This is a genomic window from Rhodococcus sp. IEGM 1351 (genome assembly GCF_030056875.1).
Lineage (GTDB): Bacteria > Actinomycetota > Actinomycetes > Mycobacteriales > Mycobacteriaceae > Rhodococcus_F > Rhodococcus_F opacus.
In genome coordinates, this window is sequence record NZ_JASHKU010000004.1 from 395,217 (window position 1) to 411,099 (window position 15,883).

Annotated in this window: 16 protein-coding genes and 1 pseudogene; 10 read left to right on the top strand and 7 right to left on the bottom strand. The window is 69.7% G+C overall.

Annotated features, from left to right (window positions below; translation table 11 throughout):
* The first annotated feature begins 211 nt into the window (after positions 1-211).
* From QM806_RS09840 to QM806_RS09870, 7 genes are all read left to right on the top strand, one after another.
* Entirely contained in the window at positions 212-1,501 is a 1,290-nt protein-coding gene (locus QM806_RS09840) for an MFS transporter (RefSeq protein ID WP_167120130.1), read from the top strand.
* A complete protein-coding gene (locus QM806_RS09845) occupies positions 1,501-3,168 on the top strand; it encodes an AMP-binding protein (protein ID WP_283291225.1) in 1,668 nt (555 codons plus the stop codon). Before QM806_RS09840 ends, QM806_RS09845 begins: the two co-directional genes overlap by 1 nt.
* Complete coding sequence (locus QM806_RS09850; protein ID WP_283291227.1) at positions 3,156-4,130, top strand: NADPH:quinone oxidoreductase family protein; 975 nt, start codon at positions 3,156-3,158, stop codon at positions 4,128-4,130. The genes QM806_RS09845 and QM806_RS09850 overlap by 13 nt, the downstream gene beginning before the upstream one ends.
* An 81-nt stretch (positions 4,131-4,211) precedes the next feature.
* Positions 4,212-5,345, top strand: a complete 1,134-nt coding sequence (locus tag QM806_RS09855) for a methyltransferase (RefSeq protein ID WP_283291228.1) — start codon at positions 4,212-4,214, stop codon at positions 5,343-5,345.
* A 79-nt stretch (positions 5,346-5,424) separates the two neighbouring features.
* Complete coding sequence (locus QM806_RS09860; protein WP_242322798.1) at positions 5,425-6,657, top strand: glycosyltransferase family 39 protein; 1,233 nt, start codon at positions 5,425-5,427, stop codon at positions 6,655-6,657.
* Entirely contained in the window at positions 6,585-7,010 is a 426-nt protein-coding gene (locus QM806_RS09865; protein ID WP_242322799.1) for a hypothetical protein, read from the top strand. The genes QM806_RS09860 and QM806_RS09865 overlap by 73 nt, the downstream gene beginning before the upstream one ends.
* 327 nt (positions 7,011-7,337) lie before the next feature.
* Positions 7,338-7,892 (top strand): TIGR03086 family metal-binding protein, encoded by a 555-nt coding sequence (locus tag QM806_RS09870; RefSeq protein WP_283291231.1) that lies wholly within the window; start codon positions 7,338-7,340, stop codon positions 7,890-7,892.
* A 118-nt stretch (positions 7,893-8,010) separates the two neighbouring features.
* On the opposite strand, the gene QM806_RS09875 is transcribed toward QM806_RS09870, so the two are convergent.
* On the bottom strand, positions 8,011-8,607 hold the full coding sequence (locus QM806_RS09875; RefSeq protein WP_005570538.1) for a helix-turn-helix domain-containing protein: 597 nt from the start codon (positions 8,605-8,607) through the stop codon (positions 8,011-8,013).
* On the opposite strand from QM806_RS09875, the pseudogene QM806_RS09880 reads away from it, so the two are divergent.
* Positions 8,607-8,687 (top strand): annotated as a pseudogene (locus QM806_RS09880) (citrate/2-methylcitrate synthase); the annotation flags it as partial. The gene QM806_RS09875 and the pseudogene QM806_RS09880 overlap by 1 nt on opposite strands.
* A 51-nt stretch (positions 8,688-8,738) precedes the next feature.
* Here QM806_RS09880 and QM806_RS09885 read toward each other — a convergent pair.
* The 5 genes from QM806_RS09885 to QM806_RS09905 all read right to left on the bottom strand — a co-directional run bounded on the left by QM806_RS09885 (position 8,739) and on the right by QM806_RS09905 (position 12,661).
* Positions 8,739-8,873 carry a hypothetical protein gene (locus tag QM806_RS09885; protein ID WP_005254130.1) on the bottom strand — a complete coding sequence of 45 codons (135 nt, stop codon included), beginning with the start codon at positions 8,871-8,873 and terminating at the stop codon, positions 8,739-8,741.
* A 95-nt stretch (positions 8,874-8,968) separates the two neighbouring features.
* Complete coding sequence (locus QM806_RS09890; RefSeq protein ID WP_167120137.1) at positions 8,969-10,321, bottom strand: T3SS (YopN, CesT) and YbjN peptide-binding chaperone 1; 1,353 nt, start codon at positions 10,319-10,321, stop codon at positions 8,969-8,971.
* A 70-nt stretch (positions 10,322-10,391) separates the two neighbouring features.
* Positions 10,392-11,048, bottom strand: a complete 657-nt coding sequence (locus QM806_RS09895; RefSeq protein ID WP_167120140.1) for an ESX secretion-associated protein EspG — start codon at positions 11,046-11,048, stop codon at positions 10,392-10,394.
* Positions 11,049-11,062: 14 nt separating this feature from the next.
* On the bottom strand, positions 11,063-11,980 hold the full coding sequence (locus tag QM806_RS09900; protein WP_182625224.1) for a PPE domain-containing protein: 918 nt from the start codon (positions 11,978-11,980) through the stop codon (positions 11,063-11,065).
* Between the two features lie 126 nt (positions 11,981-12,106).
* Positions 12,107-12,661, bottom strand: a complete 555-nt coding sequence (locus tag QM806_RS09905; RefSeq protein WP_005570535.1) for a hypothetical protein — start codon at positions 12,659-12,661, stop codon at positions 12,107-12,109.
* A gap of 289 nt (positions 12,662-12,950) precedes the next feature.
* Here QM806_RS09905 and QM806_RS09910 point away from each other — a divergent pair, with 289 nt between their 5' ends.
* Both QM806_RS09910 and QM806_RS09915 read left to right on the top strand, forming a co-directional pair.
* Complete coding sequence (locus QM806_RS09910; RefSeq protein ID WP_283291237.1) at positions 12,951-14,528, top strand: FAD-dependent oxidoreductase; 1,578 nt, start codon at positions 12,951-12,953, stop codon at positions 14,526-14,528.
* Positions 14,525-14,857 carry a 4Fe-4S dicluster domain-containing protein gene (locus QM806_RS09915; RefSeq protein WP_283291238.1) on the top strand — a complete coding sequence of 111 codons (333 nt, stop codon included), beginning with the start codon at positions 14,525-14,527 and terminating at the stop codon, positions 14,855-14,857. Before QM806_RS09910 ends, QM806_RS09915 begins: the two co-directional genes overlap by 4 nt.
* A 21-nt stretch (positions 14,858-14,878) precedes the next feature.
* On the opposite strand, the gene QM806_RS09920 is transcribed toward QM806_RS09915, so the two are convergent.
* On the bottom strand, positions 14,879-15,868 hold the full coding sequence (locus tag QM806_RS09920; RefSeq protein ID WP_283291240.1) for an alpha/beta hydrolase: 990 nt from the start codon (positions 15,866-15,868) through the stop codon (positions 14,879-14,881).
* Positions 15,869-15,883: the final 15 nt, after the last annotated feature.

A 15,883-nucleotide genomic window follows, 5' to 3' on the forward strand; every position in this document is an offset into this window, starting at 1 on the left:
GTCCAAAGTGGATCGATCGGTACAAAAATGCTTGCTATCGACGTCAGGGATGTGCTAGACCTGTGACCGTGGCCACACGGGGTGACGGTGCTGATGCGATGTCCGATCGGCGAACCCCGGGCGAGGCCCGACGGCCCGATCACAACCGCGGTGGCACCGGATCGACACGGCAGCCGCACCGCCCCACATCAGCAGCGATGGGAGATTCGATATGAGAGTCATCGACGACCTGGAGGTCACTCGGGTCAAACCGCGGAAGGTTGCCTTCGCGTCCTTCGTCGGAACGGCAATCGAGTGGTACGACTTCTTCATCTTCGGGACAGCGGCCGCCCTGGTATTCGGGAAGGCGTTCTTCCCGTCGTTGAGTCCGCTGTCGGGAACGCTGGCCGCATTCGCGACGTTCGGTGTCGCGTTCGTGTCGCGTCCCGCAGGCGCGATCGTCTTCGGGCACTTCGGAGACCGGATCGGCCGCAAGAAAATGCTGGTGTTCTCCCTGGTGCTGATGGGGTCGTCGACGGTCGCGATCGGACTCATTCCCACCTACGGAGCGATTGGTCTCGCAGCGCCCGTGCTGCTCGTCCTCGCGCGCCTGGCACAGGGCTTCGCGGTCGGCGGAGAATGGGGCGGCGCGGTGCTGATGGCAGTCGAACACGCACCGCGCGAGAGGCGGGCGTTCTACGGCAGCTGGCCGCAGGCCGGCGTGCCTGCCGGACTCGTGCTCGCGACGCTCGCGTTCCTTCTGGTCGAGCAGCTTCCCGAGGACAAGGTGCAGGCGTGGGGATGGAGGCTTCCGTTCCTCGCCAGTGCCGGGTTGGTCGCGGTCGGCATGTACGTGCGACTGAAGGTCGTCGAATCGCCGGAATTCGAGAACGTCAAGCGCAACAAGAAGATCGCCGACTTCCCGATCCTCGCGGTCCTGCGGGGTGAGAAGCGCGCGCTGGGCGTCGGGATTCTCACCCAGGCCGCCTCCCTCGTGCCGTTCTACCTCGTCACCGTCTTCGTGCTGTCGTACGGTCCGAAGGAACTCGGCATCTCGCGGCAGACGATTCTGTTGAGCATCCTCGTCGCGTGTGTTCTCGACATCCTGTCGGTGCCCTACGCGTCGATGATCGCGGACCGGATCGGAGCACGGAAGATGTTGATCTACGGGTCCCTCTACATGGCCGCGATCGCGTACCCGTTCTTCTGGTTGCTGTCGACCGGCGTGGGTGTCGCCGTCCTGCTGGCGATGATTCTGATCATCACCATCGGTCACGCCGTCACCTATTCCGCGGTGGCCGGCTACGTCACCGGTCTGTTCCCGGCCGAAGTCCGGTACACCGGCGCGTCCGTCGCCTATCAGTTCGGTGGTGTCGTGTTCAGTGCTCCCGCACCGTTCATCGCGGTGGCGATCGCTGCCGAGGCGGACGGTTCGTGGGCCCTGGCCGCGTACATCGCCGCGGCGTGTGCCATCACGGTCCTGGTCCTGACCCTGACGAAAACTGCAAAGGTGAATCACTGATGTCTCCCGACAGACTCGCATCGTCCGCACTCGCCGGTGCCTGGCAGGACATCGAATCCCTGCTGGACCGCGACCCGTTCGGTGGCGACTTCAACACGGCCCACGAAATCTGCACCCGCTACGCGGCCGACCCGAACCGGGTGGCGCTGACCGTCCGGCACGAGGACGGCTCGGCCGACCGCTGGACGTACCGCGAACTCGACAGGCTCGCCGCCAAGGCGGCACGGGTGTTCGCACGCGCGGGGCTGAAGCGGGGAGATCGCGTCGGCGGACTGCTCTCGCGACAGGTCGAGAGTTGGATCACCGCACTGGCGGCGTGGCGCTCCGGGCTGGTGTACGTGCCGCTGTTCGGCGGGTTCGCCCCGGACGCGATCGGTCTGCGCCTCGACGCGGCGGGAGTCCGCGCGGTCGTGGTCGATCAGCGGTACCGGCCGGCCCTCGCGGCAGCGCAGGCGACCCACGGACTCGATCCCGCGGTGTTCGTCGTCGGCGACGTCGCAGCCGGCACGGACGACCGGTCCTTCTGGACCGAGGTCGACCGGGCCGACGCCGACGGCCCGCTCGCGACCACGGCACTCGGGGACACCGCCACCCTGCTGTTCACCAGCGGAACATCCGGAACACCGAAGGCGTGCACCATGACCCACGCCACCTTCGTCTCGGTCATGCCCTACGCGAAGGCCGTTCTCGGGGCGACCCGCGACAGCGTCGTCTTCTCGACGTCGGACCCGGCGTGGGCGTTCGGGCTGTACAGCACCGGTGCCGCCGTCATGGCGCTGGGCGTGCCGCGGGTCATGTACTCCGGGAAGTTCGTCCCCGAGGCCTGGCATCGCGTCATCCGGGAAGAGAAGGCCACGATCCTCACCACCGCGCCGGCCGCCCTGCGGCGACTGACGGCGACGTTCGCGCAGGAGGGAGTGCCGCCGACGCTCCGCACCGTCGCCGCTGCCGGTGAACCGCTCACCGCGGCGGTCGCCGCGGCCTGGGCCGGCACCGGTGCGCCCGCCGTGCGCAACGGGTACGGACTGTCCGAGGTCGGCATGCTCCTGGGCGACACCCAGGGCACCGAAACGAGGTCCGGCCCGGGCTGGATGTCCGCCACGATTCCGGGTTTCGACACCTTCCTCGCCGACCGGGACGGGCAACCGGTAGCCGACGGCCAACCGGGATTGATCGCGGTGCGGCAGCCCCGGCACCAGATGTCCAGCGGCTACGAGAACACCCCCGACCTGTGGGCCGACCGCTGGCGCGGCGACGTATTCCTCACCGAGGACCGAGCCGTCACAGACCCCGAGGGACGGTGGCAGATTCTCGGCCGGGACGACGACATGATCATCGCGTCAGGGCACAACATCAGCCCGGTCGAGGTCGAGAACGCGCTGTTGCAGCACCCGGCGGTCGCCGACGCCGCGGCAGTCGCGTACGACGATCCGATCCGCGGCGGAGTGGTCCGGGCCGTCGTCGTCCGCGCGGACGCCCGGGCCGGCGACGGCGACCTCGTCACGCAACTCACACACCTCGTCGCGCAACGCGTCGGACCCTACGCGGCACCCAAGGTCGTCGACTTCCGGTCCGACCTCCCGCGCACCGAAGTCGGCAAGCTGCGCCGGGCTGCCGTCCGCGAACTCCCGATCACATCAGCGGGGGCAACCGCATGCGCGCACTGATGGTCACCGCGCTCGACGGTCCCCGGGCCCTCGCCCCGGTCGAGGTCGACGAACCCCTAGCGGACGAATCCGCGATCCTGGTCGAGGTTCATGCGGTCGGGGTGTCGTTCCCGGATCTGCTTCTCACCCAGGGCCTGTACCAGTACAAGCCGGAACTTCCCTTCGTCCCGGGCGGCGAGGTCGCCGGGATCGTGCGGTCAGCGCCTGACGGCAGCGGATATTCTCCGGGGGACCGGGTCGTCGGATTGACCGGGGTGGGCGGCGCGATGGCGGAAGTGGTCGCGCTGCCGCCGGAGACGACTTTATCCCTCCCCGACACGATCTCGATGTCCGCGGGCGCCGCCCTGCTGTTCAACTACCTCACCGTGCATTTCGCGCTGGTTCGTCGCGGGCGCCTCGAGAAGGGGGAGTCGGTGCTCGTCCAGGGCGCGGCGGGAGGCATCGGCACCGCCGCGATGACCCTGGCGCCCCACCTGGGCGCGTCGCGGACCATCGCGGTCGTCAGCAGTGAGGAGAAGGCGGAGTACGTGCGGAGCCTCGGCGCCTCCGACGTCGTGACCACCGGGAATTGGCGGGACGAGGTCCTCGCGATCACCGACGGCCGCGGGGTGGACGTCGTGGTCGACCCCGTCGGGGGCGACCGTTTCACCGACAGCGTCCGATCCCTGGCGACGGGCGGGAGGATTCTCGTGATGGGCTTCACCGGCCGGGACATCCCCTCGGTGAAAGTGAACCGGCTGCTCCTGAAGAACGCGTCCGCAGTCGGAGTCGCGTGGGGCTCGTGGTGGGCCGAGGACCCCCGACGACTGTCCGCGCAGTGGAGCGAATTATGTCCCTTGCTCGCGTCGGGCGCGTTGAAAATACCGGAGCCGACGCGGTACCCGTTCGAGGCGGCGGCCGAGGCCCTGCTCGATCTCGAACACCGCCGAACCGTCGGGAAGAGTGTCCTCACCCTCCGGTGAGGCGGCTCCGCCGCCCGTGAGTGGTTAGCGAGTGCCTGCACTCGTTAACCACTCACGGGCCGTAGGCCTAGGCTCTCCCTCATGGAAACCGAGTTCGTCCGCTGGACCGAGGACGGCACCGAGCATTCGGCGGTGTGGCGGTCCACCAGCGGGGCGACGCCCCCGAAGAAGATTCGCGTGGCCGACGACTCGATGACCGCCGACGAGGCGTACCGCCTGGCGTGCGAGGGGACGGCGCTGCTGTGGCGCGGCGACTTCCACAACGCCCGCCAGCTCGGCACCGCCGTCGCCGCCCGCACCGACCGTAAGACCCGCAAGACGTCCACCGACCCCACCACCGCGTTCCACCTGCACCGGCAGACGCAGTCGCGGAGGGCGGGGATCCTCGGGATGCTGCTGGTGCCGTTCGACGCCGACCAGACCGTCCCGCTGCGACGCGCCCCCGACGTACGGCAGGCGGTGCTCGAGGCGTACGGACCCACGGACCAGCCCACCGTCACCACCCTGCGCGACCTGCTCGGGGCGATCGGCGCCCACGAGTGGCAGAAGAAGGGCGTCGAGATCCCCGCCCTCGGGGCGCGCATCCACCCCGGCTACGGCGTGTTCTCGCCGATTCGCGGCGAATACGTCGACCTCGTCGCCGACGCCCCGCTGCCGTCGCACACGCAGGCGTTCGACATCGGCACCGGCACCGGTGTGCTGGCCGCCGTCCTCGCGCACCGCGGCGTCGAGAAGGTGATCGCGACCGAACTCGACGCGAATGCGCTCGCCTGCGCCCGGACGAATCTGGACCGGCTCGGCTACGCCGGTCAGGTCCAGGTGGTGGAAAAGGATCTGTTCCCCGACGGCCGGGCACCGCTGGTCGTGTGCAACCCGCCGTGGATTCCCGCCCGCCCCACCTCGCCGATCGAGTACGCGATCTACGATCCGGACAGCCGGATGCTCCGCGGATTCTTGGCCGGGTTGGCCGAGCACCTCGAGCCCGGGGGAGAGGGCTGGCTCATCCTGTCCGACATCGCCGAGCATCTCGGACTGCGGACCCGCGACGAATTACTGACCTGGATCGACGACGCCGGACTGACCGTCCTCGGACGCCGGGACGTGGCGCCCCGGCACGGCAAGGTCGCCGACCGATCGGATGCGTTGCACGCCGCGCGCAAGCGCGAAGTGACGTCGCTGTGGCGGCTCGGTGCGCAGGACTCGACCGCCGGGTAGCAGCCGGACGTAACGGCGACGCGGTCCGGAACGGTCTCCATGTAGGTCACTGATTTCACCTACCTCGAGGAACCGCGGAATGACGTCGCCCCTGCCCGTGCTGGCTTCCGAGCCGCGGCGCAGCGGTGCGGAGCGGGGAACCCTCGGGTGGACGACATGGTGCGACCCGCTCCTGCTCGGACTCGTGGCAGTCGCGATCTCGGGATTCCGGTCCTGGTCGCCGTCGTTCTGGCACGACGAGGCGGCCACCGTCTCGGTCGCCGGGCGCGACATCCCCGACACGGTGCGGTTGCTGTTCGACGTCGACGCCGTCCACGGCGCGTACTACCTGGGCATGCATGGCTGGCTGCGCGTCGTCCCGCTCACCGAGTTCTGGCTGCGACTGCCCAGTGTGCTGGCCGTGGGGATCGGCGCCGCCGGCCTCGTCGTGCTCGGAAAGCTGGTGTCCACGCGACGGGTGGCGTTGGTCGCGGCGCTCGTGTTCGCGATCCTGCCGCGGGTGACGTCCGCCGGAATCGAGGCACGCTCGTACGCGCTGTCCGCGGCGCTGGCGGTGTGGGTGACCGTCGTGTTCGTCGTGGCCGTGCGCAGGCGGACGGGCACCGCCTGGGTGCTGTATGCGCTGCTTGTCGCGGTCTCGACCACGGTGTTCCTCTACAGCATCCTGATCGTTGCCGCGCACGTCGTGACGCTGGCGGTGACGAAGACCGGACGTCGCTGCGTCGGGTCGTTCGTCCTGGCTGCCGGCGCGGGCATCGCGATCGCGGCGCCGGTGATCGTGCTGGTGCAATCGCAGGCGGATCAGGTCTCGTGGATCGCCGGCCGGAATTTCGATCTCGTGTGGATCGTGCTCGTCGAGCAGTACTTCGACAACGCCCTCCCCGTCGCCGTTGTGTCAGGACTGCTCGTCGTCGCCGGAGTGACGGTCGGCATCGTCCGGGAGCGTGACCGCCGGGACGGCGACCAGGCCGGGCTTCTCGCGACCGCGGTGCCCTGGCTCGTGGTGCCCACCGCGCTGGTGCTGCTGTATTCGCTGACGTCGCAGAACGTGTATCTGGGTCGCTACTTCACGTTCACCGCCCCCGCGTGCGCACTGCTCCTCGGACAGTCGATGGTGTGGATCGCCGGCCTTGCCGGACGACGATCGCTGCCGCTTCTCGCGGTGATCCTCGCACGTTCGGTGCCATCGCCCTGCCGCACTACCTCGTCCAGCGCGGACCGTACGCCAAGCCGAGCGGCATGGATTACAGCCGCGTCGCCGACCTCGTCGAATCCGAGGCCGCACCCGGCGACTGCGTGCTCTACGACCTGAAGAACGTCTGGAATCCCGGCCCGATGCGCACCGTCGAGACCGTCGATCCGCCCGCCTTCGCCGCTCCCCGCGACATCTCGCGGGGATCGACGGCCGCGGAACTGGGCGAGTTGTGGGACGAGACGCTGGCGCCCGACCGCATCGCGGACCAGATCAGGAGTTGTCCGGCGATCTGGCTGCTCACCGACCGATCCGCGGGGGTCGACAGCCACACCGGGGCGGCCGTCGATTCCCGTGATCCGGTGGCGCTCGGCGCCAACTTCCGCGTCGTGCGGTCCTACGGTTTCGACGTGGACGAGCGGTGGCAACTCAACGTCAGCCAGGTCGTGCACTTCGTCCGGCGCGGCACGTAGCGCGCTTTTCCGTTCCGGTGGCGGATCCTCGACCACCACCTCATGCCTGGGCTTTCGCAGGGTGGGCGACGCACACTGGCGTCAGATCGCGGCGAGCACCCTGATTGCCGCCGCGGCAGGGCACCGGCCAGATAAACCCACCGGTCCAGTCGCCTCGTTGATCGACGGAGCACAATCTCGACGGCACCGCGGGCCGGACTCGGGCGCTTGCCGCCGCCGCTAGTTGACGAGCCCAGCAAGCAAACCCGGCCGTACGCCGTTCCCGAGAAGGACATCCGCGACGTCGCACCTTTCCGGAGCAAGTCCACGACCGCTACCGTGCGAGAGGTGGAACTCATTCTCGCTGCCTCGGCCGAATTCGAGCGCGTGGTGCGCCACCTGCCGGTGGACTCATGGGACCTGCCCACACCGTCACAGATGTCGGTGCGTGACCTGGTCGAGCACGTCGTGGTGGGAAACCGCTTCACTGCGCTCCTGCTTGCCGGCGTCGGTCGTGAACAAGCCCGGAACATGCTCACAGACGACCAGCTCGGAGACGACCCGGTTGCCGCGGTGGCCGAATCGTCACGACATCAGGCCGAGGCCTTCGCCACCGCACCACCGGAACAGCCAGTTCCAGGCCCGAGCGGCGACGTCCCTGCCGAAGCGTTCCTGCGCTTCCGGCTCGTCGACCTTGTGGTTCACGCGTGGGACCTCCTCCGCGCGGCGGGCCTCGATGAAACTCTCGACCCGCCTGTGGTCGCCGGGCTGTCTCGTGTGGTCGAACCACATCTGGACGACATGCTCGCGTTCGGCGCGTACGGCGAGGGCCCGAGTGGCACAGTGCCTCCCGACGCTTCGCAGCAGACCCGACTCCTCGACTGGTTCGGGCGACGGCCCTAGCCGCACTGCTCGCAATCCACGCCGATGCCACCGACAGGGCGGAGGCGATGGCCGAGGTTCAGGTGCGAGCAGCGTTACGCCCGTGAGTGGTTGACGAGTTCCTGGACCCGTCAACCACTCACGGGCGCGGAGCGCCTACCGGCCCAGCTGCGGGAACGCGCGTTGCGCGCACGCGTGAGTAGACCAACCGATCGGCGTACCCGATGTCGCAGCCGAGGCCGATCGCGAAATTGCGTTCTGGGGCGAGATATCCGAGACCGCCGCTGTGGGTGGTGCGCGCGATCCACAGGTAGGCGCGCCCGTCCGGCATCTTCGACACCTGCGTGAGGATCCGGCCGGGATTCGCGAACGCCTCGTGGACCACCCACAGCGGGCAGCTGCCGCCGACTCGGGAGAAGTGGAATGCGGTGGCGGACTGGCGCTTCGAAATGTTCCCGGCGCCATCGGTGCGGACGAAGAAGAACGACACGCCGCGCTGGCCCGGCCGTTGCAGCGTCGACAGCAGGCGACAGATCGTCTCGAACCCCACCTCGAACTTCAGGCCCAGCAGGTCGATGTCGTAGTGGAGTGATTCGGCGGCACCCAGGAACAGCGTGTACGGCAGGATGAGCGCCCCGGCGAAGTAGGAGCCAACCCGATTCGCGCGAGCGCGGCGGACTCGGCGGTCAGCGACTCGTCCTCCGCGGCGATCGGGGAGTTGAAGGGCCCGCTGCAATCGAGCAGGGCGCGTCGAACAGTTTGATTCGCCCGCTCAGCGAGTACTCGGGCGTCCCCCAGCGCTCCGTCGTCGCCTGACGGCTTGTGCGCCTTTGTGGCTGCTGCCGCTACCAGAAAGGCGCACGGGCGCTAGCGCTTCTTGACGTGCGAGACGATTTCCGGATCGCTTTGTCCGTTGGTCTTCATCTTCTTGTCGGCGCGCTTCTCCTTCAGCGACTTACCGGACTTCTTCGACATGGAATTGCGGGGCGATTTGTCAGCCATGGACCATCCCTGAATGCGGAACCTGGACGGCTCCGATAGTGCTGACAGTACGCCACATCCCGGGAAACCCGGACCGATCGTCGAAAGGGCGGCTTCTAGGACGACGGATCGTCGAACAGGGTCTGCTCCTCGGGGTTGGTGAACAGCCCCATCTGCTCGGGCCGCGGCTTGGTGTCGGGAGCGCTCGCCGTCGGTGGCAGCACGACGGTGCGGAGGGCGTGGCGCAGGGCGCCGACGATGCGCTCCCACTGGTCCGCCGACGCATCGTCGGTTTCACGCAACCGGGTCACCCAGGCGATGCCGGTGTCCAGGAGCACGAGGATCCGGTCGCGGTCGTGACCGCAGACGTCGGTGACGACAGCCGGATCGGTGTCGCCTCCGGGCCCGGCATGGAGATGGAACAGCGTCTGGAGTTCCTTCGGCAGGTCGGTGGACGACATCCGGTTCTCGGTGCGAGGTGCCGCGTCCGCCTCCGCGTCCGGGCCGGAGTCGCGGTGGAAGAACAGTTCGCCACCGAACCGCGATGCGAACTCGTTGTCGACGGTGCTCAGGAAATCGGAGAACGCCTTGCAGCTGTCCGTGAGGTGCTGCGGGACGAACGGGTTGCCCGACACTTCCAGGAACGCCGACAACCGGTCGTCGACCAGCACGAACTTGATCCGTGACCACGTGCGGTTGAGGTCGGCGGTGACCTCGGCGGCGCGGGTGCGGTCGCTGATGTCGTGCACCAGCGGCGCGAACAGTTGCACGTCGACGGTGTCGGCGAGCGGGCCGACGAACAGGATGGTGTTGCCCATCCGGATCGGGACGTCGCCGTCCGGGTCGCGTTCGGGCAGCAATCCGAGCATCGGCACCAACGCGAGCGTGATCAGTTCGTGGAGGTGCTCGACGTCGCGCGGGATCACGGCGGCTGCGGGGTCGAGCTGCGCGACCAGCGGCGGCCGCACCGCAACGGGGTCGAACGTGGCCTCGGGATCCGTACTCGACGTCTCGGTGCTCAGGAACGCGGGATGCGTGATTCCCCAGACGTCGCGGAACGCGGCCACGGCCATCGCGGCCAGCTGATCCGACCACGACAGCTTCTTGTCGACGTAGAACGCGGGGGAGCCGTCATCGGGTTCGTCGTCCGGACCGCGGGTCGGCCGGTTCCAGCCCAGCTCGGTGAGGTACGTCTGCTCGGCCTCGGTCAGTGCGCGGTCGGGGTGCAGGTAATGGTTCGACGGCACCTCGCAGCGCACCGTGTCCCCGTCCCACACGACGAACTGGATGCACGGCATCAGCCCCTGGGATTCGTCGAGCTCCTCGAACCCCGATTCGAGGACCAGAAGGTCCTCGTCCTGCATCGCTGCCAGATAGTCCGCGAGGCGCCGCTGGAACTCGGCCCAGTCGCGGTTCACACTCGAATCCAGATCGAAGTCCTGCATGTCTGCTCCGTCCGGGTCGACCACGAATCACCTACTTCCGCTCTATACGGTAGCGGCGATCGCCGAGACCGCAGCGCAGGAGGGGGTGGCGCGCTCAGACGGGGTGACCGGCCGCGATCCGTCCGGTCAGCCGGGTGACGGCGCCGAGGAGGTCCCACGACGTGCCCGGTTCCACCGCCACGGCGGAATCGCCCCACACGAGGTACCGGCCGTCGCCCTCGATGTCCCGCCACGCCAGACCGCCGACGGGGCGTGGTGAGTGCCGCGCGCCGCGGATCACGGTGACGACCCCCTGGCTCCTCGACGGCCGGTCGAGGATCCGGGCCGCCCGTGCGCTCCCGGCCGGTGTCGGCGGGACCACGACGCCCGCCGCCGCGCCCGCGTCGGTGTCGGGGAGCTGAGCGATCAGCTGCCGGCCGACGTCGTACGGTTCGCAGCTCCGGATCACCACTTCGGCGCCCGGATGCTGCACCGCCGCGATCCCGTGCCCGCGTGCAATGGCTCCCGTCATGCGGACCGGGGTACCGCCTGCCGAACCGGAGATCTCGATCCGGAGGTCGGGTTCGGCGAGCACCAGCAGCGCCGACTCGAGCGCGTCGTGTTCGGGTCCGGAGAAGGCGGCGCGGATCCGGCGCTGCTCCGCCGCGTACTCGTCGGCGGTGGCCAGCGTGCTCGTGACCCTGAACGGATACGGAATGCGGTCCTGGCCGGTCCGGGCCCACAACGCCGAGAACTGCGGGCCGGTCAACACCCAGTGCCCCACGACTATCGGCCGATCACCGCGGGTGTCACGAGAGGCAATCTTCCGACGAGTTCGCTTCCCTCGTCGATGCTTTCGAGGTACGTCGGGGGCTCCGCCTCGTCTTCCCGCGCGGCTGGCAGGGCGGGAGCGCCCGGCCGTTCGGGGGTGGTCGTCCGGTGAGAGGACACGATGCTGCGCGCGTACTGCGCCACCCCGCCGCCGACGGCCCCGGCCAGCGCCGCACCCGCGATCGAACCCGGCGCACCCTGTGCGGGCGCCGGCGAGTCCTCGAGCAGCACCTCGCCGCTCTTGCGGTGCTCATTGCGCGGGACGGATTCGGATTCGGGCTCGGCCACCTGCTCATCGCTGGGTATGCCGTGCACCCCGTTCGGTCCGATGTCGAAGCCCACCGGCTGACCGTTTGCCGTTGCCGCGGCATCGGTCGCGGCGAGGCCCGCAGCGGGGAGTTGTTCGTCCGCGACCCGATACGCCGAGGTGTAGAAGGTGTCCATGGCGGCCTTCGCGTTCTGTTCTGCGGCGTCGGCGTCGGCTTCCGCAGTCCAGTTGACGGGCAGCACCCGGGTCCAGTCGGTCGGGTGTTCGCCGGGCCGACCCACCGCGCCGCGGACCGCTTCGGCTCCGGTGGTCGCGTGCCGCAACGCATCCGCCACATCGGTGAATCGGCCGCCGACCTGCCCGGCGTGGGCGGCGTAGTCGTCGAGCGCCGACGCCACCGCGTCCGCGGTCGGCCCACGCCAGCCGGTGTCGACGGCGGCACGGGTCGCGTCGTGGAACTCGGTGACCGACTCCTGGAATCGGCGTCCGAGGTCGTCCCAGGCCGCGGCCACCGCACCGGACTCGGCGGGCCTCAGCGCGTCGACCGCACACCTGATGGCTCGGTGATCCCACTCGCCCGACCGAAAATTCTCCCCGCCACTCATCCCCGACCTCCGATGCTGGACACTCACGGTCCCGGAGTGGACCCCCCAATCCGGCGGGAAGCCACCTTACCGACTCCCGCACCGGGCTTGTCACCGCTCCCGATCTCGGAAAGGCTCGGGTGGGCCTCAGCCCCGCGGTCTGGTGGTGACGGGCGGGATGGTGATCACCGGACGCGTCGTCGTCGTGGTGGTGACCGGCGGCAGTGTCGGCTCCGCGGGTGACGCCGTCGGCGGGGCCGCGATCCGGGGCACGGTCTGCTCGGTCGTCGTGATGACGGGAGGCCGGGTCACGGGTGTGGTGACCGGGGCCAGGCTGATCGTCGGGGGAGGCGGCGCGACCGTGGTCCGGACGGGTGGCGGCGGTGGCGGGGCGGGGGTCGTCGAGGGCGCGGGCGGCGGCGCGGTGGTCACCGGAGCCGGTTCGGTGGTGAGCGTGACGGCCCGTGGGGTGGTGAGGTCGGCCATCTGCCAGGTGGGGGTCGGCGGGACGAACACCTGGAAGGTGGCCGGTGCGGCGCTGTAGGGCCCGGCGGCCTGCAGGCCCTCCGACGTCAGCGGTGGCGGCACGACGTCCGGCCCGCGGTTGCCGAACGCGCCGCCCGCGGCACCGATCATCAGGCCGGAGACCGCCGACACGGTGGCAATCGCGAGTGCCCCGATCGCTACAGTCCTGTCGTCCATGTGCTACCCGTCCTCGGCGTGCAAATGCGTCCACCATAGAGGGCGGTGCCGCCGGCTGCCGCATGTGTCCGGAAGACGAGTCGTCCGGGCGGGTTCGCTGGATGGTTGCCGGGGTTCGGCGCACGCTGACGAGAACTCTTGTTCGGGCGAGCCGGTCAGCCGACTATCGAGCGGTGTCCATACCGCTCCGACCGGGGGTAACGATGTCTCTGCTCGACTGGTTGTTCCGCCGTCCGCTGTCCGAACGAACCGGGGCGGCCGTCGCCGCGTCGGCGATGCTGTTCGCTTCGTGAGCCGGCTCGAGATCGACGCCGACGTCCTCGTCCTCGGCGGCGGACCCGCCGGAACGTGGGCGGCACTGGCGGCGGCCCGGGCGGGCGCGCGGGTCGTCCTCGCCGACAAGGGCTACTGCGGCACCAGCGGCCCCACCGCGTCGGGCGGCAACAACCTGTGGAACGTCCCGCCCGGGCCTGCACGCGAACGGTCGGTGCAGGCCCGCTTCGAGGGCGGCGGCAGACTGTCCGAGCCGGCCTGGATGTACCGGGTGCCCGAGGAAACCCACCACCGGGTGGATGAACTGGCAGGCGCCGGCTACCGGTTTCCGTCCGGCGACGACGGCCGGGAGGTGCGTACCAGCCTGCAGGGGCCGGAGTACATGCGCCGGATGCGCAGGCGCGTGCACCGCGCCGGGGTCACCATCCTCGACCACAGCCCCGCCCTGGAACTGCTCACCACCGGCGACGGCATCGTGTCCGGTGCCGCGGGTCTGCAACGGCAGAACGGATACGCCCCGTGGTCGGTGCGTGCCGGGGCAGTGGTCGTGGCGACCGGCGGCTGCGCATTCCTGTCGGGAAGCTTCGGAACGAACGTCGACACCGGCGACGGACTCCTGATGGCGGCCGAGGTCGAGGCGTCGTTCTCGGGCATGGAATTCTCGACGGCCTACGCGCTGGCACCGGCGTGGAGTGGGCACAGCAAGGGTTTGATGATGCAGTTCGCCACGTACTACGACGCGGACGGCCGGACTCTCGGGGACGGCGGTTTCTCCGCACGCGGCGCCGCGATGGCGCACCTCGCCGCCGGCCGCCCCGTGTACGCGCGTCTGGACCGAGCCAGGCCCGACATCCGCGCGGCCATGCGCACGTCGCAACCGAATTACTTTCTGCCGCTGGACAAGGCCGGCATCGACCCGTTCACGCAGAAGTATCCCGTGCGGGCAGTCCTGGAGGGAACGGTGCGCGGAACCGGAGGCATCCGGGTCGCCGGCACCGACTGCGCCAGTGACGTTCCCGGCCTGTTCGTGGCGGGCGACGCGGCCACCCGTGAACTCGTCACCGGCGGTCGCAGCGGCGGCGGCAGCCACAACGGGGCGTGGGCGATCTCCTCGGGGACGTGGGCCGGCGCGGGTGCAGCCCGGTTCGCTCGGAAGCGTCCCGTCCCCGACGGGGTGCGCGGCGCGGGCGCGGCGGGACTGCGCGGACCGTCGGCCCGTCGGCAGGCGTCGCGCTCCATCGTCGGACTCGTGCAGGAGCACACCTTGCCGCTGCGACGCAGCTACCGGCGCAGCGCGACGAGTCTGCAGGACAGCGTGACAGCCCTCGACGAGGCGTGGTCGGGTGCCGCCGATCTGCTCGGCGGCACCGAACGGGAGCTGCTGCAGGCACGGTCGGCCGCCGCGATGCTCGCCGTCGCGCGGTGGGCGACGCACTCCGCGCTGGCGCGGACCGAGACCCGGGGGATGCACGTGCGCACCGACCTACCGGACGCCGATCCGGCGCAGACCCGCCGACCGCTGTCGGGCGGACTGGGCGAGGTGTGGGTGCGGCCGGAACGCGGCACCGCCGAGGCCCGGACGGTCGCGTCGTGATCGAGGTCGTCGTCGCCGACCGCTGCGTGCGATGCGACATCTGCATCAAGGTCTGCCCGACGGACGTCTTCCGTCGCGGCGCGGACGGGGTACCCGTCGTCGCGCACCAGGAGGACTGTCAGACGTGCTTCATGTGTGAGGCGAACTGTCCCACCGACGCGCTGTACGTCGCGCCGTTCGACACCCCGGTTCCCGATGACTCGACGCACACCGACGCCGAGGGTTTGGCGGAGTCGGGGGCGCTCGGCGCCTACCGCGCCGTGATCGGGTGGGGTGGCCGTCGCACGCCGGGTTCCACACTCGACCGGAACCACCTCTTCACCCCGTGAGTACTTGTTAACGTCCGGCGGTTAAGAAGTACTCACGGGTGTGGCTTTGCGGATGAACCGGCCGATCTCGCGGATGGCGCGGGTGCCCTCGGGAAGCAGACCGGCGGCGGCCTGGAAGACGTGCACCTGCCGTTCCCACACCTGCAGTTCGCACGGCACACCCGCCTGGGACAGCCGCTCGGACATCAGTTCCGCGTCGACGTACACCATTTCCCGCGAGCCGGTCTGGATCAGCGCCGGCGGCATGGAGGCGAGGGAGCCGTCCACGGGTGACGTGGACGGCTCGTGCCCGCCCCTGGTGTCCAGTCTTTCGATCAGCCTGGACAGGGCACCGACCGCGCGTTTGGGGAAGACAGCGCAGAGGTCGGCGTTGGGATGGGCCAGCTTGTTCACCGGGTCGAGGTCGGTCAGCGGCGACAGCGCGACGTCGGCGGCGGGACGCGGCAGCCCCTGGCGCAGGGCTTCGAGCGTCACCATGAACGTCAGGAATCCGCCTGCCGAGTCGCCGGCGATGACGATGCGGTCGGCGGTGTACCCGTGCGAGAGCAGCCACCGGTACCCGTCGACGCCGTCCTCGACGGCCGCCCTGATGGGGTTCCGCGGGATCATCCGGTACGCGACGTTCAGCGTCGACGCCTTCGACTCCGCCGAGATCCGGGACACCATCTGGCGGTGGGAGTTGATCCCGCAGCACAGGAACGCCCCGCCGTGGAGGTAGAGGATCGCCCGGTCGGCGAGCTCACCCGGGGGCCGGATCCACTCGGCGCGGCAGTTCGGCAGCCGAATGGGCCTGCGCACGGTTCCGCTGATGGGACCGAGCGAGTATCCGAACAGGTCGACGACTCCCGCGGGCCACGGCAGTTCGGGGTAGCGCGCCCACCCGTCCAGGAACGGCCGGACCGTGCGGCGGAGTGTGTGCGCGAGGGCCGTCGACTGCAGGCTGGTCCCGGCGAACTCCCGCCGCGTCACCGGGAGGGGTGACGGGCAGAAGTCGAAAGTCGCAATGCTCATAGCCTGCCTCCGATC